The following is a 22,061-nucleotide window of genomic DNA, read 5'->3' on the forward strand; positions in this document are numbered from 1 at the left end:
GCACGGGTCCATGGGGGATCTTGTGACGCTATTTTGTGCCATAGGGTGGGAGGATCCCGGCTGAAACAGCGGGGCGGCTCAGCCGGGAAAGCTGAAAAGGTGGATAAGGCAGCTGAATCGGCTGCCGGATTGAAATGTGCTCAGATGTAGGGGGGCAACCTGCTCAATAGCCGTTACCTGTCACGCCACCATAATGATCTTCGATACCAGCTCCACCACGGTCTTGGCCTGTAATTTCTTCATCAACCGCGCCCGGTGCACTTCCACCGTGCGGTGGGAAATCGCCAGGCGCAGGGCGATTTCCTTGGACTTGAAACCATTGACGATGTGCATGGCGATTTCCCGCTCCCGCGGCGTGAGGTCGCCAGTGCCCTGATGCAGACGGTCCAGGCGTTCGAAGTGCCAGATCATCAGCTTGAACGGGTCTTTGGGGGTGAGGGTGTAGCCGTGGGACTTGGCCCAGAACACTTCGCCATTGTGGTGCTGCATGAAGCGCTCATCGGAATAAAAGCCGTTGTCGCTGTCGAGCAGCCAGTCATGGCTGCGCTTGCCGATGGCATGGTAGTCGGCCTGGGACGGGTAGATCAGCAGGGTCAACTGATTGACCAGTGCCTGGCGTGTATAGCCGAACAGCTTCAGGAAGGCATCGTTGCAGTCGAGTATTACCCGGTCGCTGGTGACGATCTGCGGGGCAGGGGACAGCTTGAACGCCAGGCGTTCGAGGTCGGGAAATTGCTGTGCAAGCGCGTTCATGGGGCATCCTGCCTCGTTGTTCAATGCCCTGGTGCGCTACTTACCCATGTAAGTAGTTACACGAATTGGCGCGGGACCAGGGGTGGGTCATTGTAAGTAAAGTCCGGATCAAGAACAGAAGAAATTGATTATGCCTGCTGATTGCGTCTCCATTGTTGCCGCTGGTCACTCCCGCTTTGGTCGCCTGGAAGGCACCACGCTGGAAGACCTGATCGTCCAGGTTACCCGTGAAGCCTTGAGTGACGCTGCGATTGATGCGTCGCAAATCGACGCGCTGTTCCTGGGGCATTTCAACTCTGGGCTGGTGCCCGACGGCTTTGCCGCCTCGTTGCTGTTGCAGGCCGACCCCGGGCTGCGCTTCAAACCTGCCACCCGCTGCGAAAACGCCTGCGCTTCGGGTTCGGCGGCGATCCAGGCGGGAGTCAATGCGATTCTCTCCGGCAGCGCCGAGTTGGTGCTGGTGGTGGGCGCCGAAAAGATGACTCACACCAGCACCGCCGCGGTCACCCAAGCCCTGGCCGGCGCCGGCTATCAGAACGACTCGGCCGAAGCCGGCCTGAGTTTCCCGCAATTGTTCGGCCGCGCCGCCCGCCAATACGCCGAGCGCTACCACTGTCCGCTGGGCTCGATGGCGGCCATCGCCACCAAAAACCACTCCAATGCCATGGCTAACCCGCTGGCGCAGATGCATCGGGAGATGAATTTCGAGCACTGCAACAACGTGTCCCAGAGCAACCCGTTCGTGGCCGACTCCCTGCGCCTGACGGACTGCTCGCTGATCAGCGACGGCGCCGCTGCGATCATCCTGGCGTCACCCAAACGTGCGCGAGCGTTTCGCCGCGAGGTGCAGATCCGGGCGATGACCCAGGTCAATGACACCTTGCCCATCGCCCAGCGCGACATCCTCGCCTTTGAAGGCCCGCAACGAGCGATCCATGCAGCGCTGCGCACAGCGAATGTGACCCTGGCAGACCTGAGTTTCGCCGAGGTGCACGACTGTTTCACCATTGCCGAGCTGCTGATCTACGAAGCCATGGGCCTGGCGCCCAAAGGCGAAGGGCATCGCGTGCTCGACAGCGGCGTGGTGCGTGCCGGCGGGCGCTTGCCGGTCAACCTTTCCGGCGGGCTCAAGGCCAAGGGGCATCCGGTCGGTGCAACGGGGGTGTCCATGCATGCCTTGGCGTTCCGGCAATTGACCGGGGAACCGATTGGCCTGGCGGTGCCCAACCCGGAGTTCGGCCTGGTGTTCAACATGGGCGGCATGGCGGTGGCCAACTACGCATCGGTCCTGCAGGCACGCCGGAGCTGAGCCATGAACATTGCCAACTGGCTGCACGACACCCAGCGTCGGGCCCCGCAACGCCCGGCGCTGTTCAACGGCACCACCCAAGTGGCCGACTACGCCACCTTCGCCGCCCACGTGCGCCAACGCGCCGCGCACCTGGTGGACCAGCACGGCCTGGTGCCGGGGGACGCGGTGGCGCTGCTGATGAAAAACAGCTGCGACTATCTGGAATTGCTCTATGCCATCTGGTGGATGGGCGCCGTGGCAGTGCCGATCAATGCCAAACTGCACCCCAGCGAAGCGGCGTGGATTGCCGATAACGCCGAGGCACGCTTGATCTTTACCGATGGCGGCCGGGTGTTTTCATCACGGGATTTGCCCCCGCGCTGCAAGGAGCTGGACGGCCACCTCTTACCTCTCAACACTGGCTGGCCGACCCTGGAGCAACCGGTGCCACGCCACGACCAGGACCTCGCCTGGCTGTTCTATACCTCCGGCACGACAGGGCGCTCCAAGGGTGTGATGCTGTCCCACGGCAACCTGGTCGCCATGTCGCTGTGCTACGCCACAGATGTCGATGCGGTCAGCGCCGACGATGCCGCGGTGTATGCCGCGCCGATGTCCCACGGTGCTGGCCTGTATAACTTTATCCATGTGCGTTGCGGTGCACGCCACGTGGTGCCGGCCTCCCATGGCTTCGACGCCGCCGAGCTGTTCGGGCTGGCCGAGCAGGTGGGCAATGTGTCGCTGTTTGCCGCGCCGACCATGGTCAAGCGCATGGTCGAGCAGGCACGGCGCCAGGATTATCACGGCGCTGGCATCAAGACCATCGTGTATGGCGGCGGCCCGATGTACCTGGCCGATCTGCGTGAAGCCGCCGACACCTTCGGGCCGCGCCTGGTGCAGATCTACGGTCAGGGCGAGAGCCCGATGACTATCAGCGTGTTGCCCCGTGCAGTGATTGCCGATCGCCAACGCCCCGACTGGGCCAGCCTGGCCGCTTCGGTGGGCCACGCGCAGTCCTGTGTGGAAATCCGTATTCTCGATACTGCGCACCAGCCTTTGCCCACCGGTGAGCGCGGCGAAATCGCGGTGCGTGGCGCCACCGTGATGCAAGGCTACTGGCGCAACCCGCAAGCCACTGGCCAAACCTTGGTGGACGGCTGGCTGCTGACCGGTGATATCGGCTATCTAGACGCAGCCGGCTATCTGACCCTGACGGATCGCTCCAAGGACGTGATCATCAGCGGCGGCAGCAACGTCTACCCGCGTGAAGTCGAGGAAGTGCTGGCCCAGCATCCGCAGGTGTTTGAGGTGTGCGTGGTGGGCGAGCCGGACGCTCAGTGGGGGGAGTCGGTGGTGGCGTTTGTGGTGACGCGCAGCGGCCAGCCCCTGGATGAGGGTGAACTCACCGCCTGGTTCCTGACGCGCATGGCCTCGTTCAAGAAACCGAAAAAATATGTATGGCGCAGCGACTTGCCCAAGAACAGCTACGGCAAGATTCTCAAGACCGACTTGCGGCAGTGGTTGAAAGCAGCGAGTATCGCCGCGCTTTGACATGGATCGATAATCAGACAAGGAGTCCCCACGATGGGCAATCCCGCACAAGACACTGTCCGCAAGCGCCGCCGAGCGTTTCTGGGCGCCACCTCGGGCCACTTGATCGAGTGGTACGACTACGGCGTCTATGGGTTTCTCGCGGTCTATATCGGCCAGGCGTTCTTCGTCTCCGATGACCCCACCACCAGCCTGCTGGCCAGCTTCGCCGCGTTTGCCCTGAGCTTCTTTATCCGCCCTCTGGGTGGGCTGTTCTTCGGCCCGCTGGCAGACAAGATCGGCCGGCGCAAAACCCTGATCATGGCGCTGGTGATGATGACCGGTTCCACGGTGATGCTGGGGTTGTTGCCGACCTACGCCAGCCTGGGCATCGCCGCGCCGATCCTGCTGATCCTGGTGCGCTGCGTGCAGGGCTTCTCGGCGGGCGGCGAAATCGGCACGGTCACCAGCTTTATCTCCGAATACGCAGGGCCCGGTCGCCGCGGCTTCGCCACCTGCTGGTTGATGGTCACCGCTGTGCTCGGCCTGTTGCTGGGCGGCGCCGTGGCCAATGGCATGACCTGGGTGCTGGGCGCCGAGGTCATGCAGGAATGGGCCTGGCGCGTACCGTTCCTGATCGCTGCGCCCCTGGGCTTTATCTCCATGTACATCCGCCTCAAGCTTGAAGACAGCCCCGAGTTTTTAGCCCTGCAACGCGCCGGGCAAACCTCGCGGGCGCCGCTGCGGGAGGTCTGGCAGTGGAAGCGCGCGATTGCCCTGGTGTTCTTTATCATCACCTTGCACAGCTCGATCTTCTACCTGGTGCTGACCTTCGCCTCGACCTACATGGCCAAGATCCTCAAGTTCGACAGCGGCACCACCTTGCTCTACGTGTTCGTTGCCAGTTTCTCGGCCGCCTTCGTGATGCCGTTTGGCGGGGCATTTACCGATAAATACGGGCGCAAGCCGTTCCTGATGGTGATCGGCACGTTGGCGACCCTGGCGATGTTCTGGCTGTTCAAGTCGGCACCCACCGCGACCCCGGCGTCGTTCTTCGCACCGTTGATGGCGGTGGCGATTCTGTTCGGGCTGTATGCGTCGTCGACCTACGCGTTGATGAGTGAGCTGCTGCCGACGCGGATTCGCTCCACCGGCATTGCAGTGGCATACAACGTGCCGGTGGCGGTGTTTGGCGGCAGTGCGCCGTTGATTTCCACCTGGTTGATCAAGGTGACCGGGGACATTACTTCGCCGTGGTACTTCTACGTGGCCACCGGGGTGGTGTCGCTGGTGGCATTGGTGGTGTTGCGCAAGGAGGATTTTGTCGCCAGCGGTCATTCGGCGCTTGTGCCCGCCGATGTGGGAGGGGACTTGCTCCCGAAGACGGCCTCATAGTCGACGCTTATCCAACTGATGCAGCACGATCCAAAAAAGGTGGCCAGCCGTTGTTGTGATGAGAATGGGTCATTTCCAATGAATTGACCCAAGGTTTTGGCGATGAGCTATACCTTAATCGGTTCGATGCTCCCACACCGCCTTAATCAATGATCAACAAGGAAGAGACCACTATGAGCGATGTTCAACTGATCACCAGCGTATCCATTCAAAGCCTCACCGAGCTGTTGCAGGAAGCCGGGTATCGGGTCAACCAGTCTGAGCAGAACGGCGTTGTGCAATTGCTCAGCGCCAGTCAGGGCATCGGTTTTGCCGTGCGCTTTGGCAACCCGGCGGCCGAGCAGGGCAGTTATGTGGACTTTACCTACAGCTGCGCCCTGCGGGTGCAGGGTGAATTGCCCGAGGGCCTGGCTCAGGTGTGGAATGCCTCGCGGCGCTTTGCGCGGTTGTCGGTGCAGGGTGAGTTTCTGTTGATGGAGATGGACGTGGTGGTGGCCGGTGTCGGCGCTTCGCATCTGCGTAGCCAGTTGGAACTGTGGGACCGCCTGTTGCAGGAATTTATCGTCTACCTGCGCGAATACAGCCAGCAAGCCGCGCAGTTGCAGGCTCAGGCCGCAGCCGCTCCGCTCAGTGAGAGTGCATCCGCCTGATTAAATGTGGGAGGGGGCAAGCCCCTCCCACAGGTACATCGTTCACACTGGGGGTGCAGTAACATACCGAAAACAGAGTGAAGTGCGATGCTCGCCACCCGTTTGACCCTGATCTGCCACGCCATCACCCCCCTGCAAAAACATGGGCGTTTTCCCGACGATGAGTCCGTCTCGATGGACTGGCAAAGTGCTGCTTGCTCCCTGGCCGGACGCTACAAAAAACAGCCACGCCTGCTCTGCGGCCCCGAAGCCAGGGCCCGCCAGACAGCCGGCTTGTTCGGCGCCCACGCCGAGGTTGAAGTGGCGTTGCGCGATGTTGATCTCGGTTTATGGAAAGGCCAGGACATCAGCCAACTCGATAGCCAGGAATTAAAGGCCTGGAGCGCCGACAGCACCCGCGCACCCCATGGCGGCGAGTCGGTGGATCAGCTCTGTGCGCGTGTGGGCCAATGGCTCGCATCGCTCGAAACCCACCCCGGCCATACAGTCGCCGTGACCCACCCGTTCGTGATTCGCGCCGCGATACTCTCCGTCATGCAGTTCCCGGTCTCGATGTTCTATCGGATCGACGTCGAGCCCCTGTCGGCCACTGAGTTGCGCTTCAATGGCGTGTGGCGCCTGCGCCTGGAAACTCACGCCTGACGTGCAGATCATGGCAAAATCAACGCCCCGCACTGAGAGCACCCCATGAAACGCATCCTGATCATCGGCATTGGCGCCGGCAACCCTGACTACATCACGATGCAGGCCGTGAAGGCGCTGAACCGTACCGACGTGTTCTTCCTGATGGACAAGGGCCAGAGCAAGGACAAGCTGATCGACCTGCGCCGTGAGATCTGCCAGACCTACATCACCGAGCCCGGCTACCGTTTTGTCGAGGCCGATTGCCCTGAGCGCGTACGCGGTGACATCGACTACACCACCGCCGTGCAGGACCTTAACCGCGATAAGCAGCACACCTTCGAGCGCATGATCAACGAAGAAATGGCTGACGGTGAAGTGGGGGCGTTCCTGGCCTGGGGGGATCCTGCGCTGTACGACAGCACCATTCGTATCTTGCAGGCGATCCTGGCCAGTGGCCGGTGCGTGTTCGAGTTCGAGGTGATCCCCGGCATCACCAGCGTGCAGGCGCTGGCGGCCCAGCATAAGGTGCCGTTGAACCGTATCGGCAAGTCCGTCGAAATCACCACGGGACGTCGCCTGGCGGCGGGGCAGGCCAGTGATGCCGATACCCTGGTGGTGATGCTCGACGCAGAAGATTCCTACCGCAGCGTGGCGGATCAGGACCTGGATATTTACTGGGGCGCCTACCTGGGCACGCCTGACGAAATCCTGATCAGCGGTAAAGTGGCCCACGTGGCGCAAGAGATCGAACGGGTACGCAAGGCGGCGCGCCTGGAAAACGGCTGGATCATGGACACCTATTTGTTGCGCAAACCCTGAGGTAAATCCGATGCTCAAACAGCTTGCCCTCGCATTGGCCCTGGTGGCCGGCGCCGTTCATGCCGACACCGGCTTGCACACCGACTTGCCGTTGTCCTACCTGGAACAAACCCAGAGCGATGCGCGCAACCAGCCGCTGGTGATCTTCCTGCATGGTTTTGGCAGCAACGAGGAAGGCCTGTTTGGTATCAAGGACGCGTTGCCATCCACCTGGACCTACCTGTCGGTGCGTGCGCCGCTGCCGGTGGAACCGCACGGTTATCGTTGGTTTACCAAGACTGATGAGCCTGAGTACAACGGCGAGACCGATGAGCTGTTCAGCAGCGCCCGACTGATCAAGGACTTTGTGGTCAAGGCCACGGCCAAGTACCACACCCAAAGCGATCGGGTATTCCTGGTGGGGTTCAGCCAAGGCGCGATCATGTCTTACGAGGTGGCCTTGCGTGAACCCGAGTTGGTACGCGGTATCGCCGCGCTCAGTGGCAGCGTGCTACCGGTACTCAGGTCTGCGCTGAAGCCTGATGCGTCCATGGGCAAACTGGCGATTTTTATCGGCCATGGCACTCTGGACCAGGCGCTGCCCTTCAGCTCGGCCACGCAGGCAGATAAGGTGCTGGTGGGGTTGGGGCTCAAGCCGGAGTTTCATGAATACCCGGGGATGAATCACACGATCAGCGAAGCGGAAGTGCAGGACTTGAAAGCCTGGCTAGAGAAAAGCTTGAAGTGAAATGCAGTAAAAAATGTGGGAGGGGCGGTTACTTGCCGCCCGTAATCTGCTTCACCAATGCCGCATGCCCCTTCACATCATCGGCCCGGGAAATCGCCTGGATCACTAGCAGATGGTTGCCGGAACCACCCAGGAACGTGGAGTTCAAGGTCTTGCCGCCGCCCTGGGTAGCGCTGCTGTCAACCTGGCGCAGGCCCAGGCCCTTGTAAGTGAGTTTCTTCTCGCCCAGCTTCTTGAAGTCGGGCAGGGCGGCGCTCTGGTCCTTGACGAAATCGGCCACGGCACCATCAAGGAACTGCGGGTCGTTATCCTTGATGGTTGCCCCATCGTTGCGCACGGTTTCAGCGACGATCACCACACTTTTCGTTGTCGAGTTGGCATACAGCGTGCCCTGGGTATCGGCGGTGCCGTCCTCAGCCTTGCCGGAAGGCAGGGCGTCAGCGCTGTAAGCCTTGGGCAGGTTGAAGGTGAACTTGCCACCCAGGGTGGAGATTTTTTGCGTGGTTGGCTTGGCGGCAGCGAACACGCTGCCGGCGGTAAGCGCGAGGGCCAGCAGCACTGCGGTCTTGGTGAACGTGGCCATGTGGCGCTCCAGGGATGAACGAAATTGCGGCGTATTCTGTCAGAAAATTCGCAATTTCGTTCATTCTCCATGTCACACCTTGTCGGACTCTTCCTCAAGTCTGTCCATCTCAAACAAGCGCGCCAGTTCCGTACGGGCTTCCTGAGCGGTTTGCATGACTTTGGCTGCATCGTCGTACACCGCGTGTTGCGCGGCGAGCACTTGCTGGTCGTGGGTCTTGAAGCGGTTGATGCGCGCGTCGGCCTGAGCCTGGCTCAAGCCAAGGCCGACCAGAGTGCGGCGGCTCATTTCCAGGCTGGAGTAGAAGGTTTCGCGCACCGGTGAAGCGTCCAGGTCCACCAGGCGGTGTACGTGCTGGCGGTTACGGGCACGGGCAATGATCTTCATGTGCGGGTAGAGGCTGCGCACCAGAGCGGCAGTCTTGATGTTGATCTCCGGATCGTCCATGGCAATGACGAAGAATTCGGCCTGATCGACCTTGGCTGCGTGGAGGATTTCCGGGCGCTGGGGGTCGCCGTAGAACACCGGCATACCGCCAAAACTGCGGGTCAGCTCGATGGTTTCCACGGAGGTGTCGAGGGCGATAAACGAAATGTTCTGCGCCCGCAGGATCCGCGCCACGATCTGACCCATCCGCCCCATGCCGGCAATGACCACGCGGGGCGCATCGCTTTCGATGGCGCGGTATTCCTCGGGCACTTCCACTGGCTTGACCTTGGGTTTGAACAGCTTCGGACACACCAGCAGCAACAGCGGGGTCAAGGCCATGGACAGGGTGATGGTCAGCACCAGCACATCGTAAAGGTGTGGTTCGAACAGGCCTTGGTCGCGGCCGATCTTGAACACCACGAAGGCGAATTCACCCCCGGCTGCCAGCACCACGCCGAGGCGCAAGGCGCTTTCGCGATTGAGATCGCCGACCATGCGGCCAACGGCGTATAGCAGGGGCAGTTTCAACCCGATCAACAGCAGGGTCAGGCCGATCACCACCAGCGGCGTACTGAGCAGCAGGCTGAGGTTGGCGCCCATGCCCACGCTGATAAAGAACAGCCCCAGCAGCAGGCCCTTGAAGGGTTCGATCTGGGATTCCAGTTCGTGGCGGTATTCCGAATCTGCCAGCAGCAGGCCGGCGAGGAACGCCCCCAGGGCCATGGACACGCCCACCAGCTCCATCAGCCAGGCGGTGCCGATCACCACCAGCAGCGCGGTGGCGGTGGATACTTCGCGCAGACCGGTTTTGGCGACGATGCGAAACACCGGACGCAATAGGTAGCGCCCGCCGATGATCACCACGGCGATGCTGCCCAGTACCTGCAAGCCATGGCGCAGGCCCTCGGCTTCGGTGGTTGGGTGACTGCCACCGGCCAGCAAGGGTACGAGGGCGATCAGCGGGATGGCCGCGATGTCCTGAAACAGCAGGATGGCGAAAGCCAGACGCCCGTGGGGCTGGTTAAGCTCCTTGCGCTCGGCCAGGCTTTGCAGGCCAAACGCGGTGGAGGACAGCGCCAGGCCCAGGCCCAGCACGATGGCACTGTTCCATGGCTGGCCAAACAGCCACAGCGCCACCGCGCCCATGACCAACCCAGTGAGCAGCACCTGGGCCAGGCCGACACCGAACACGGCCTTGCGCATCACCCACAGGCGTTTGGGCGACAGCTCCAGGCCGATGATGAACAACAGCAGCACCACACCCAATTCAGAGAACTGCGCCACGCTTTGCGGGTTGCCGATCAGGCCGAGTACCGACGGGCCGATGATCACACCGGCAAACAGATAGCCCAGCACCGCACCTAGTTGCAGGCGCTTGGCCAGGGGCACGGTGAGCACGGCAGCGAGCAGGAACACTACGGCCGCTTGTAACAGGTTGCCTTCATGGGGCATTGCGAACTCCATTGTTTACTTGAATCAACGGCTAACCGCAGAGGGAAATAGGGCGCTATTAGAACGCTTTTTCACATTTTGAAACTTGTATTTTTGTCGCGACAGTCAATGGATGTTGGTTGTTACCCCATTCGATCACGGGTTTTACGAAAGTATTAATACCATTTAATTCAATGACTTTTCCTTGGCTCTACTAACGTTTCGACAAACTGGATTGTTAGTCAACACGGTCAGGTATTTCGAATTCGATGCGTGTGGAAGGTTAAACCCGGGCTTTTTACGCATTCATGGACGAAACGCTTGCACCACAAGGAGTAGAACGTGGATAGAAGACTTGCGACTGCCGCTGTACCTCGTATTTCTGCGCTTTCTCTTGCTATCCGCCTGGGCGTGGCCGGTTTGGTCATGGGCTTGGCGAGCCCGGATGTGTTCGCTGCCTGTACCCCGGCAAGTCCTGCAGCCGGCGCGACGGTGACCTGTACGGGCGTGCCGTCATTGCCATTGTTCCTCAACACCTTCAGCAGCGCGGTCAACGACCTGACAGTCAACGTCAGCCCCGGAGCGCAACTCAATGCGACGCTGGGCGGCAAAGCGTTGACCCTGACGGGTAACAACGCGACGTTGAATAACTCCGGCACCATTGACCCGGCACTCCTGGGATTGGTTTCAGTGCTGAGCGGTGGCGTAGTGATCGGCAACACGGCAGCCAGCGCGTTGAACATCACCAACACCGCCACCGGCATCATGCGCGGTACCGGTGCGCTGCTGGGGCTCAACCTGGCCTCGCTCGATGGCATGGCCCTGAACGCCACCAACGGTGCAGGCGGCATCACCACCATCGTCAACAACGGCACCATCGGCTCTTCGTCCTTGCTCGGCCTGACCCTGTTCACTTCCGACACCCCAGTGGTGGCGGTGCAAGGCGGCGGGCAAGTCAACATGACCAACAACGGCACCCTGACCGGGCGCGTGGCGTTCGAAAGCTCCACCGCTGGTAACACTTTCCTCAACACCGGGACTATATCCGGCGGTGTGTCGATGGGGGCCGGTAGCACCAACACCTTCACCGCTGTCACCGGTTCAAGCGTAACGAACGGCGGCGGCATCGGCGCGAGCCTGGGCGGACTGCTCGGTGTGAACCTGACATTCGCGCCCACCGGCCAAGTGGATGGTGGCGCGCTGGGCAGCAACACCTTGATCTTGCAGAACACCACGGGTGTCGGCGGCGGTATCACGGGGACTGGCACAGCGTCGAGCGCCAACTATGTCAACTTCAACAACCTGACCATCAACAGCGGCACCTGGACCCTGCAAGGGCCTTTGGTCAGCGGCAGCACGACCCTCAATGGCGGCATTTCGCAGTTCAATAACAACACCACCTTCGGCACTGGTGTGTTGACCGTCAACGGCGGGACCATCGAGGCCACCGGCAATGGCTTGACCCTGTCCAATTTGCTGACCCTGGGCACTGGCGGCTTGACGGTGCAGGGTGCCTCGACCGGGCTGACCCTCAGCGGCGTGCTCTCGGGCGCGGGCGGCTTGACCAAGGCCGGTACCGGGCAACTGATCCTCAGCGGCGCCAATACTTACACAGGTGCGACGAACCTGGCCGGCGGTTCGGTGCAACTGGGCAATAACCTGGCCTTGAGCAGCAGCGCAGTGACGGTCAGTGCAGCCACCACCTTGCAGGCCCCCGGTACTGTCAGCCTGGGTAATGCGCTGACCCTGAACGGCAACCTGACCACCGACGTCGCCGGCGCGCTGAACTTGGGCGGTGCGATTTCCGGCGCCAGTGGGATCACCCACAGCGGTGCGGGCAGCTTGACCCTCAATGGCGTCAACAGCGGCTACAGCGGCACCACCAGCCTGGGCGCCGGCACACTGGTGTTGGGCAATAACACCGCATTGGGCAGCGGTGGCTTGAGTGTGACGGGTGCCGCAAACCTTGATGCTGGCGGTGCGTCGTTACTCACCAACAACGTGGCGCTGGGCGCCAACCTGACGCTGACCGGCACCAACCCGCTGACGTTGGGCGGGGTGATGTCCGGCGCCGGCAGCTTGATCAAAACCGGTGCGGGCCTGTTGACCTTGACCGGCAACAATACGCGCACCGGGATTACTGCGCTGAATGCCGGTGGGCTGGTGGTAGGTTCCGCTACCGCGTTGGGTTCCGGAGCATTAAATGCGGCGGCGGGCACGACCCTGGACGCCAGCACGGCCGTCACCTTGACCAATGCGGTCAACCTGGCGGGCAACCTGGGCATCGGCGGCACCGCCGATCTGACCCTGAGCGGTGGCATCAATGGTGCCGGTAGCCTGACCAAAGCCGGCGCGGCCAACCTGATTCTCAGTGGCGCCAATGGCTTCCTGGGTGGCACCACCTTGAATGCAGGCACACTGACCGTCGGCAGCAACTCGGCGCTAGGCCTTGGCGACCTGACTGTCGGCGGCGCGGCGACTCTGGACAGCAGCGCGGCGGTTGCGCTGAGCAATGGCATTGTCCTCAATGCCGGGCTGACCGTTGGCGGCACCAATGCGCTGACCCTGGGCAATACGATCAGCGGCGCGGGCCCGCTGATCAAGGACGGCCTGGCCAATCTGACCCTCAACGGCACCAACACCTTCAGCGGTGGCGCCACCCTCAATGCCGGTACCTTGACCCTGGGCACATCGGGCGCGCTGGGCAGCGGCGCCTTGACGGTCGGCGGCGCAGCCACCCTGGACAATAGCGCGGCCTTCGGGATCGGCAACGACATTGCACTGAATGCCGACTTGAGCCTCGCGGGCAATAACGACCTGGCGCTGAACGGCGTGATCAGCGGCGCGGGTGCGCTGATCAAAAATGGCCTGGCCGATCTGGCGCTGTCGGGCAGCAACACCTTCACTGGCGTCGTGGATATCCTGTCTGGCAGCGTCACGCTGTTGAGCGCCGATGCCCTGGCGGGCAGTTCCGGCGCCAACGTGGCAGCCGGTGCGGCGCTGAACCTGAATGTCGATTCCAGCCTGGCCGGCCTCAGCGGCACGGGCGACGTGGCGGTGGGCGGTGGTTTCAATCTCACCGTAGGCGGCCTGAGCACCAGCAGTACCTTTGACGGTAGCCTCAGTGGCGCGGGTGGCTTGATCAAGGTTGGCACCGGCACGCTGGACCTCACCGGGATCAACGGCATCAGTGGTAACACGGCAATCAACGCAGGCACCTTGAACCTCACCGGTTCCCTGGGCAGTGCGGTGGTTGACGTGAATAGTGGCGGCACGCTGACCGGCAGCGGTTCGCTGTTGGGTGCGGTGAATATCAACAACGGCGGGCACTTGGCCCTGGGTAGCGGCGCGACCTTATCCGCCGGCAGCTTGAACATGAGCGCCGGCGGCAATCTGGATGTGGCCCTCGGTGCACCTTCGCTGACTTCGTTGCTGAATGTCGGTGGCAATGTGAACCTGGCCGGTAACATGAACGTCAGCGATGCCGGTGGTTTCGGTGCCGGTGTGTATCGGTTGATCAACTACACCGGCAGCCTGGCCGGCGCATTGAACGTCAACAGCGTGCCGTTGGGCTATGGCCTGGGTGACCTGTTGGTACAAACCTCGGTGGGCAGCCAGGTCAATCTGGTGGTGTCGGCACCGAACATCCGTTTCTGGGACGGCAGCAACACCGTGCCCAACGGCAGTGTTGACGGTGGCAGCGGCACCTGGACGGCGGGCGGCACCAACTGGACCTCGTCCGACGGCATTCTCAACCAGACCTGGGGCGGCGGTTTTGCGGTGTTCCAGGGCGCGGCGGGTACCGTCAGCGTGGAGGGTGCGCAGACCCTTACTGGCATGCAATTCGTCACCGATGGCTACAATCTGGTCAGTGGCACCGGGGGGCAATTGAGCACCGGCAGTGGCAACTTCGCGGTGCGTGTCGACCCGCTGGCAACCGCGACCATTGGCGTCGATATCACCGGGGCAGGTGCCCTGAATAAACTCGATACCGGCACACTGGTACTCGGTGGCGCCAACAGCTACACCGGTGGCACCTTGCTCAATGGCGGTACGTTGGTGGTCGGCAGTAACACCGCGCTGGGCACTGGCGCCCTGACCGCTGCGGCGGGCACCACGCTGGACAGCAATACCGCGGCAGCGCTTGGCAATGACGTCACCCTCAACGGCGACCTGAACCTGGCGGGCAGCAACGCGTTGGCGCTCAACGGCGTGATTGGCGGCACGGGCGGCTTGATCAAAAATGGCGCGGCCACTGTGACCCTGGGTGGCAGCAATACCTTCCTTGGCCCGGTGGCCTTGAATGCGGGTGGTCTGGTGCTGGCGGCCAATAGCGCGTTGGGCGCTGGCGTGCTCAATGCGGCAGGCGGTACAACCCTGGATGCAAGCACTGCGCTGAGCGTCAACAATGCAATCAACCTGGCGGGCAATCTGGGCATCGGCGGCACCGCCGACCTGGCCCTGACGGGGGCGATCAATGGCGCCGGCAGCCTGACTAAAGATGGCGCTGCCAACCTTACCCTGACGGGTGCCAATGCCTTTCTCGGCGGTACCACACTGAACGCCGGGACGCTGACCCTGGGCAATGCGGCGGCGCTGGGGCTGGGCAATCTGATCGTTGGTGGCGCCGCAACCCTGGATAACAATGCAGCCTTGACCATCGGTAACAACGCCGTCCTGAACGCGGCGCTGACCGTAGCCGGCAGCAATGACCTGACCCTGGGTGGCCTGCTCAGTGGCACTGGCGAGCTGGTCAAGAACGGCGCCGCCGACCTGACGCTCAACGGCGTCAACACTTATCAAGGCGGTACCACCCTCAATGCGGGCACCTTGACCCTCGGTACGGCAGCGGCGCTGGGTACCGGCGCCTTGACGGTCGGCGGTGCGGCCACCTTGGCCAACAGCACACCGCTGGTGCTGGCCAACGCGGTCAACCTCAATGCAGGCCTGACAGTGGGTGGTCTCAATAACAACTTGACTCTCGCAGGTGTGCTGACAGGCAGTGGTGACCTGATCAAAACCGGCACGGCTGATTTGAGCCTGACTGGCAACAACACCTTCAACGGCTTGTTCGATGTGCAATCGGGCAGCCTTACCACCGTGGGCAATGGGGCATTGGGTGTCGGTGCCGGCGTCAATCTGGCGGGCGGTACCTCCCTGAACCTGGGCGGTACCGCCAGCCTGGGCGCGCTCACCGGCACAGGGCTGGCGACAGTCGGGGCGGGCAGCACGTTGAGCGTTGGCGGTAATAACCTCGACAGCACGTTCGACGGCGTATTGGCCGGGCTCGGCAACTTTGCCAAGGACGGCACGGGCGCCCTGACCCTCGGTGGCCTCAGCGCGCTCACCGGCGATACGCTGGTCAATGGTGGCAGCCTGCTCGTCAACGGCTCATTGGCCAGCGCCAATGTGAGCGTGGGCAGCGGCGCAACCCTGGGCGGTACCGGTACCTTGCTGGGCAATGTGGTCATCGCCGATGGCGGCCACCTGGCGGTCAACTCGGGCGCTACCCTGACCACCGGCTCGTTGTTGCTCAATGCCAACTCCAACCTGGATGCCGGCCTTGGCGCGCCATCCACCGGCGGTACGGCACTGGTACAAGTCAACGGCAACCTGACCCTGGACGGTACGCTCAACGTGAGTGACATCGGCGGCTTCGGCACCGGTATCTATCGCCTGATCGACTACACCGGCGGCCTGACCAACAACGGCCTGCAACTGGGCAGCCTGCCGGTGAATATCCCGGCCGCTGACCTGGACCTGCAAACCGCCATCGGCAACCAGGTCAACCTGTTGGTCAACGGCAGTACCAACGTGCAGTTCTGGGACGGCAGTCAAGTCACCGGCAACGGTGCCATCGAAGGCGGCAGCGGCACCTGGAGCGCAGGCACCGGCAACTGGACCGGCGTCAACGGCGCATTCAATACAACCTGGGCGCCGAACAGCTTTGCGGTATTCCAGGGCACAGCGGGCACCGTCACCGTTGACGGCGCGCAAGCTATCACTGGGTTGCAGTTCGTCACGGATGGCTACAACCTGGCGGGTGGCACGGCGGGGGCCTTGACCCTGTTCAATGGCACCGGCGGCAACACCGCCGTGCGGGTCGACCCTGGCGTCACCGCGACCCTGGGCGTCACGCTCAATGGCGGCGGTACCCTGGCCAAGCTGGACACCGGCACCCTGGTACTCAACGGGGCCAACAGCTACACCGGTGGCACCGAGCTCAATGGCGGCACGCTGGTGGTCGGCAATGACAGTGCCCTGGGCAGTGGCGTGTTGACCACCGCCAATGGCACCACTTTGGACAGCAACGCTGCGGTCAACCTGGCCAACAATGTGAACGTCAACGGTACGTTGACTGTTGGCGGCAGCAACGCCTTGACCCTGGCCGGCACCGTGGCAGGCACCGGCAGCCTGATCAAAAATGGCATCGCCAACCTGACCCTCAGTGGTAACAACACCTACGCCGGGCCAACCGCACTCAACGCCGGCGCCTTGATCCTGGGCTCCAATAGCGCACTGGGCAGTGGCGCGTTGAACGCGGCAGCCGGTACCAGCCTCGACAGCAGCACCGCGGTGGCTTTGGCCAATACCCTGAACCTGGCCGGTAACCTGGACATTCTGGGAACTGCCGACCTGAGCTTGAACGGTGTGGTCAGTGGTGCCGGCGGCCTGACCAAAACCGGTGCGGGCAACCTGACCCTTAATGGCGCCAATGCCTATCTCGGTGGCACCCAACTGAACGCGGGGTCGTTGACCCTGGGCAACGCATCGGCCCTGGGCAGCGGTGCCCTGGCAGTCAATGGCGTCGCGACCCTGGATACCAGCGCTGCACTGGCCCTGGCCAATATCACCAGCCTGAATGCTGCGCTGACAGTCGGCGGCAGCAATGATCTGAGCCTTGATGGCGTAGTTGATGGCAGCGGTTCCCTGACCAAGGCCGGCGGCGCCAACCTGACGCTCAACGGCGCCAACAGCTACAGCGGTGGCACAACCCTCAATGCCGGTACATTGACCTTGGGCAACGCCACGGCTCTGGGGTCGGGCGCCTTGACCGTCGGCGGGGCGGCGACCCTGGCCAACAGCACGCCGCTGGTGCTGGCCAACGCGGTCAATCTTAATGGCGACCTGACCGTCGCAGGCAGCAATAACCTGACCCTGGCCGGGGTACTGGCCGGCAATGCGGCGCTGATCAAAAATGGCGCGGCGGACCTGTTGCTCACTGGCAATAACAGCTTCAGCGGCCCGCTGACTGTGGCCGGCGGCAGCGTGACTACGTTGGGTAACGGCGCACTGGGCAGCACTTCCGGCGTTACTGTCGGCAGCGGCGCCAGCCTCAACCTGGGCGGCAATGCCAGCCTCAACACGCTGGCCGGCAACGGCACGGTGCAGGTGGCGGGCGGTAGCACGCTGGCGGTGGGCGGCAGCAACCTGGACAACACCTTTGGCGGTTCGCTGGGCGGCACCGGTGGCCTGGATAAAAACGGCAGCGGTGTGCTCAACCTGAGCGGCACCAATGGCATCAGCGGCGCCGCCAACGTCAACGGTGGCACCTTGAATGTCACAGGCTCGCTGGCCAGTGCCACGGTGGCGGTCAACAACGGCGCGACCCTGACCGGCAGCGGTGCTCTTGGTGGTGCCGTGACTGTCGCCGACGGCGGCCATATCGGCCTGAAAACCGGCAGCACGCTGTCGGTGGGCTCGCTGGTGCTGGGCGGCAACTCCAATCTGGATGTCGGTCTAGGCACCCCAGTTGTGGGCGGCGGCACCGGGCTGCTGAATGTCGGCGGCGACCTGACCCTGGACGGCAACCTCAACGTCACCGATATCGGCGGCTTTGGCAGCGGCGTCTATAACCTCATCAACTACGGCGGGGCGCTTACCGACAACGGGTTGACCCTCGGCATACTGCCGGGCAGCGTGGTGCCGGGCGATCTGCAAGTGCAGACCGCCATCAGCAACAAGGTCAACCTGCTGGTGACTGCACCTAACACTACTGTGCAGTTCTGGGATGGCAATAACCTGATCGGCAACGCTGCCATCGACGGTGGTAACGGTACCTGGGGCGCCGGTAATACCAACTGGACCAATGTCGACGGCACGCTCAACCAAGGCTGGACCAATAGTTTCGCAGTGTTCCAGGGCGCAGCCGGCAATGTGACGGTGGACGGCACGCAAAACATCACCGGCATGCAGTTTGTCACCGATGGCTATAACCTGGCCTCCGGCACGGCGGGTGTGCTTAACCTGGTCAATGGCGGCACCGGCAATACCGCGGTGCGCGTCGATCCGAACGTGACCGCGACCCTGGGCGTCACGCTCAATGGTGCCGGTACCCTGGCTAAGCTCGACAGCGGCACCCTGGTGCTCAACGGCGCCAATGGCTACACCGGCGGCACTGCGCTCAACGGCGGCACTCTGGTGGTCGGCAACAACAGTGCCCTGGGCACCGGCGTACTGACCGCCGCGGCGGGCACCACCCTGGACAGCAACGCGGCAGTGAGCCTGGCCAATGCAGCGGTACTCAACGGCACCCTGGCGATTGGCGGCAGCAACGCGTTGACCCTCAATGGTGGCATCAGCGGCAGCGGCAGCCTGGTGAAAAACGGCGCTGCAACCTTGACCCTCAATGGCACCAACAGCTACAGCGGCGGCACTGGCCTCAACGCCGGTCAACTGGTGCTGGGCAACAACGCTGCCCTGGGCAGCGGTGCCCTGACTGTCGGCGGCGCTGCGCAACTGGATGGTGGCACTGACTTGCAACTGGCCAATGCCGTCAATCTGGGCGGCCCGCTGACCCTGGCCGGCAGCCATGACCTGGCCCTCAACGGCGTCGTCAGCGGCACCGGCAGCCTGGTGAAAAACGGCAGTGGCGCCTTGCTGCTGGCGGGTGCCAACACCTACGGCGGCGGCACCACGCTCAACGGTGGCACCACCACCGGCAACACCAACAGCCTGCAAGGCGCCATCGCCAACAATGCGGCATTGACCTTTGAGCAAGCCACCGACGGCACCTACACCGGCAACCTCACCGGCACCGGCGTACTGAACAAAACCGGCACCGGCGCGTTGCTGCTGACCGGTAACAACAGCTTTACCGGCACTACCAACGTCAACACCGGCAGCCTGTTGGTCAACGGCACCTTGAACAGCGCTGCGGTGCAAGTTGCCGGCGGCGCGACCCTGGGTGGCAGCGGCACCTTGGGCGGTGTGGTGAGCATGGCGGACGGTTCGGTGCTCAAGGCGGGCTCGACGTCCCCACTGTCGGTGGGCTCGCTGGCCTTGTCGTCGGGCACCACGCTGGACTTCGCCCTCGGCGCACCGGGTGCTTCGAGCACTGCGGTGAATGTCGCTGGCAACCTGACCCTGGACGGAACGCTCAACGTCAGTGATGCCGGCGGCTTCGGTCTGGGCGTGTATCAACTGTTCCGCTATGGCGGCAGCTTGGTCGATAACGGCCTTACCTTTGGCACCTTGCCCGTCGCCTTGGGCAACGTGAGCCTGCAAACCGCGCTGGCCAACCAGCTCAACCTGGTGGTGCAAAATGCCCCAGGGCAGATCCAGTTCTGGAACGGCGGCACCACCAACCCCGACGGCACCATCACCGGTGGCAGCGGCACCTGGGGCCCGGGCACCAACTGGACCGACCCCACCGGTACCCAAGGGCAGGCGTCCACCAACCAGTTCGCGGTATTTGGCGGGCAGGGCGGCACCGTGACGGTTGTCGGTAACCAAGGCTTTACCGGCCTGCAATTCCTTGACGCCGGTTACACCCTGACGGCCGGCGCTGGGGGCAGCTTGAGCCCGACCAATTCGGCGGATGGCAGCCTGGCTGCGGTGCGGGTCAACTCCGGCGTGACCGCCCAGATCGATGCACCGCTGGTAGGAACCGGTGGGATCAACAAGTTGGATTCCGGCACGTTGCTGCTGACCGGCGCCAATACCTACACCGGCGGCACTACGGTCAGTGGCGGTACGCTGGTGGGCAATACCACCAGCCTGCAAGGCAGCATCCTCGACAACGCCAGTCTGGTATTTGCCCAAAGCAGTAATGGCCAATTCAACGGCACCTTGAGCGGCACCGGTGCGGTGGTCAAGCAAGGCACCGGCGCGCTGTTGCTGACCGGCAACCAGCCGTTCAGCGGTACCGTAGCGGTGCAAGAGGGCGTGCTGCAGGTGGGTAATGCGGCCAACCCAGGCGCGGTGCTCGGCGGTCAGGTCACCGTGGCCAGCGGTGCGGGCCTGACCGGCAACGGCAGTGTCGGTTCGCTGGTCAACAACGGCTCAGTGACGCCTGACGGCGGCAAGTTGACCGTGGCCGGCAACTTCACCAACGCCAGCACGGGCGCGCTGAACCTGGTGATCACCCCATCCACCACCGGCTCCCTGGCCGTGGGCGGCACTGCCAACCTGGGCGGCACCTTGAATGTGATCAACCTGGCACCGTATGCCGGCGCGACCACCTACACCCTGCTGACTGCGGGCGCGGTCAACGGCACCTTTGCCACCACCAACCTGGAGAACCTGGCGTTCCTGACTACCGCGTTGAACTACAGCCCAACCCAGGTGGCACTGGCGGTCAGCCGCAACAACGTCAGCTATGCCAGTGTGGCGGCTACCGCTAACCAGCGCGGCGTGGCGGCGGCCTTGGGCAGCGGCGCAGCCGTCGGTGGCGTGGCGGTGCAGAACGCGTTGCTCAATTCTGACGTGGCAGGAGCGCGTGCAGCCTTCGACAGCTTGTCTGGCGAGATCCACGCCAGCACTGCCAGCGCGATGCTCGAAGATTCGCGTTACGTACGTGACGCGGTCAACGAGCGTATGCGCCAACCCGGTTGCTACCGCGAGGACGACCCACGCAATGCCCTGGCGCCGAGCGAAAACCGTCTGACCAGTGCCGGTTGCCACGGCGAGATGGTCGGTTGGATGCGCGTACTCGGCACCTGGGGCCATATGGGCGGTGACAGCAATACCGCCAAGCTGGACCGCAATCTCAGCGGCTTCCTGCTCGGCACCGACAAGCAAGTGGACGACGCCTGGCGCGTCGGTGTGGCCGCCGGCTACACCCGCAGTGATCTGGATGCCAAGCGCCGTAATTCCAGTGCCGATGTGGACAGCTACCACTTGATGGCCTACACCGCCTACCAGCAGGAAGCCTTCGCCGCACGCATGGGCGTGGCGTACAGCTGGCATGACATCGAAAGCAAACGCAACGTGGCGGTCGGCGGTGAGGGCCAACGCCTGAAAGCCGACTACAAGGCACGCAGTGCCCAGGTGTTCGGTGAAGTCGGCTACACCATCCAAACCGCCAGCGTGGCCCTGGAACCGTTCGCCGGCCTGGCCTACGTCAACTACGACAGCGATACGATCAAGGAAAAAGGCGGCTCGGCAGCCCTGCGTGGCGATGCCGACCAGAGTATTACCTACTCGACCTTGGGCGTACGCATCGGCCAGACCCTTACCTTGGGCAACGGCTCGAAAATCACCCCACGGGGCAGCATCGGCTGGCGCCATGCCTTCGGCGATACCAAACCTGATGCCGACCTGAGCTTCATTAATGGCGGTGGCTCGTTCAGCACCCAGGGCGTACCGATTGCCAAGGACAGCGCGGTGGTGGAGGCGGGCCTGGACTACCAGATCAGCCAGAACGGCAAGCTGGGCCTGGGCTACTCGGGTCAACTCTCGCGCAACGACAAGGACCATGCAGTGACGGTGAGTTTCTCCCTCGGTTTTTGATCAAGGCCGAGTTTTTTCAACCGCCCGAAAGGGCGGTTTTTTTTTGAAGTAATACTGGTTCCTGAATGCACAGAGTTTATTGCTCACCCGCCAGGC

11 protein-coding genes are annotated in these 22,061 nt (G+C 62.8%); 8 read left to right on the top strand and 3 right to left on the bottom strand.

What is annotated here, in order from left to right; all coding sequences use genetic code 11:
* Positions 1–180 precede the first annotated feature (180 nt).
* Positions 181–753 carry a LuxR C-terminal-related transcriptional regulator gene (locus tag LJX92_RS10815; RefSeq protein WP_005787559.1) on the bottom strand — a complete coding sequence of 191 codons (573 nt, stop codon included), beginning with the start codon at positions 751–753 and terminating at the stop codon, positions 181–183.
* Positions 754–883: 130 nt separating this feature from the next.
* Here LJX92_RS10815 and LJX92_RS10820 point away from each other — a divergent pair, with 130 nt between their 5' ends.
* The 7 genes from LJX92_RS10820 to LJX92_RS10850 all read left to right on the top strand — a co-directional run bounded on the left by LJX92_RS10820 (position 884) and on the right by LJX92_RS10850 (position 7,789).
* Positions 884–2,062 (top strand): acetyl-CoA acetyltransferase, encoded by a 1,179-nt coding sequence (locus LJX92_RS10820; protein ID WP_228309742.1) that lies wholly within the window; start codon positions 884–886, stop codon positions 2,060–2,062.
* 3 nt (positions 2,063–2,065) lie between these two features.
* Positions 2,066–3,595 carry a class I adenylate-forming enzyme family protein gene (locus LJX92_RS10825; protein ID WP_223018652.1) on the top strand — a complete coding sequence of 510 codons (1,530 nt, stop codon included), beginning with the start codon at positions 2,066–2,068 and terminating at the stop codon, positions 3,593–3,595.
* A gap of 33 nt (positions 3,596–3,628) precedes the next feature.
* Positions 3,629–4,969 carry an MFS transporter gene (locus LJX92_RS10830; protein WP_032876377.1) on the top strand — a complete coding sequence of 447 codons (1,341 nt, stop codon included), beginning with the start codon at positions 3,629–3,631 and terminating at the stop codon, positions 4,967–4,969.
* 173 nt (positions 4,970–5,142) lie between these two features.
* The gene (locus LJX92_RS10835) at positions 5,143–5,619 is read left to right on the top strand and encodes a YbjN domain-containing protein (protein WP_032876374.1); all 477 of its coding nucleotides are present in this window, start codon (positions 5,143–5,145) and stop codon (positions 5,617–5,619) included.
* Between the two features lie 87 nt (positions 5,620–5,706).
* Complete coding sequence (locus LJX92_RS10840) at positions 5,707–6,261, top strand: histidine phosphatase family protein (RefSeq protein ID WP_148854184.1); 555 nt, start codon at positions 5,707–5,709, stop codon at positions 6,259–6,261.
* Positions 6,262–6,306: 45 nt separating this feature from the next.
* Positions 6,307–7,062 (top strand): precorrin-6A synthase (deacetylating), encoded by a 756-nt coding sequence (cobF, locus tag LJX92_RS10845; RefSeq protein WP_005787570.1) that lies wholly within the window; start codon positions 6,307–6,309, stop codon positions 7,060–7,062.
* A gap of 10 nt (positions 7,063–7,072) precedes the next feature.
* Entirely contained in the window at positions 7,073–7,789 is a 717-nt protein-coding gene (locus tag LJX92_RS10850; RefSeq protein WP_228309743.1) for an alpha/beta hydrolase, read from the top strand.
* A gap of 28 nt (positions 7,790–7,817) precedes the next feature.
* Here LJX92_RS10850 and LJX92_RS10855 read toward each other — a convergent pair whose 3' ends face one another.
* Positions 7,818–8,372, bottom strand: a complete 555-nt coding sequence (locus tag LJX92_RS10855; RefSeq protein WP_216091206.1) for a hypothetical protein — start codon at positions 8,370–8,372, stop codon at positions 7,818–7,820.
* A gap of 72 nt (positions 8,373–8,444) precedes the next feature.
* Positions 8,445–10,253, bottom strand: a complete 1,809-nt coding sequence (locus LJX92_RS10860) for a monovalent cation:proton antiporter-2 (CPA2) family protein (protein ID WP_005787577.1) — start codon at positions 10,251–10,253, stop codon at positions 8,445–8,447.
* Positions 10,254–10,574: 321 nt separating this feature from the next.
* On the opposite strand from LJX92_RS10860, the gene LJX92_RS10865 reads away from it, so the two are divergent.
* Entirely contained in the window at positions 10,575–21,965 is an 11,391-nt protein-coding gene (locus tag LJX92_RS10865) for an autotransporter-associated beta strand repeat-containing protein (protein ID WP_228309744.1), read from the top strand.
* Positions 21,966–22,061: the final 96 nt, after the last annotated feature.

Origin of the sequence: Pseudomonas sp. HN8-3 (genome assembly GCF_020790195.1) — a bacterium.
In the GTDB taxonomy this organism is placed as follows: Bacteria; Pseudomonadota; Gammaproteobacteria; order Pseudomonadales; family Pseudomonadaceae; genus Aquipseudomonas; species Aquipseudomonas synxantha_A.

Bases quoted from the DNA above. Each gene is read 5' to 3' on its own strand.
- LJX92_RS10815 (WP_005787559.1), bottom strand. From the start codon at position 753: ATGAACGCGCTTGCACAGCAATTTCCCGACCTCGAACGCCTGGCGTTC.
- LJX92_RS10820 (WP_228309742.1), top strand. From the start codon at position 884: ATGCCTGCTGATTGCGTCTCCATTGTTGCCGCTGGTCACTCCCGCTTT.
- LJX92_RS10825 (WP_223018652.1), top strand. From the start codon at position 2,066: ATGAACATTGCCAACTGGCTGCACGACACCCAGCGTCGGGCCCCGCAA.
- LJX92_RS10830 (WP_032876377.1), top strand. From the start codon at position 3,629: ATGGGCAATCCCGCACAAGACACTGTCCGCAAGCGCCGCCGAGCGTTT.
- LJX92_RS10835 (WP_032876374.1), top strand. From the start codon at position 5,143: ATGAGCGATGTTCAACTGATCACCAGCGTATCCATTCAAAGCCTCACC.
- LJX92_RS10840 (WP_148854184.1), top strand. From the start codon at position 5,707: ATGCTCGCCACCCGTTTGACCCTGATCTGCCACGCCATCACCCCCCTG.
- cobF (WP_005787570.1), top strand. From the start codon at position 6,307: ATGAAACGCATCCTGATCATCGGCATTGGCGCCGGCAACCCTGACTAC.
- LJX92_RS10850 (WP_228309743.1), top strand. From the start codon at position 7,073: ATGCTCAAACAGCTTGCCCTCGCATTGGCCCTGGTGGCCGGCGCCGTT.
- LJX92_RS10855 (WP_216091206.1), bottom strand. From the start codon at position 8,372: ATGGCCACGTTCACCAAGACCGCAGTGCTGCTGGCCCTCGCGCTTACC.
- LJX92_RS10860 (WP_005787577.1), bottom strand. From the start codon at position 10,253: ATGCCCCATGAAGGCAACCTGTTACAAGCGGCCGTAGTGTTCCTGCTC.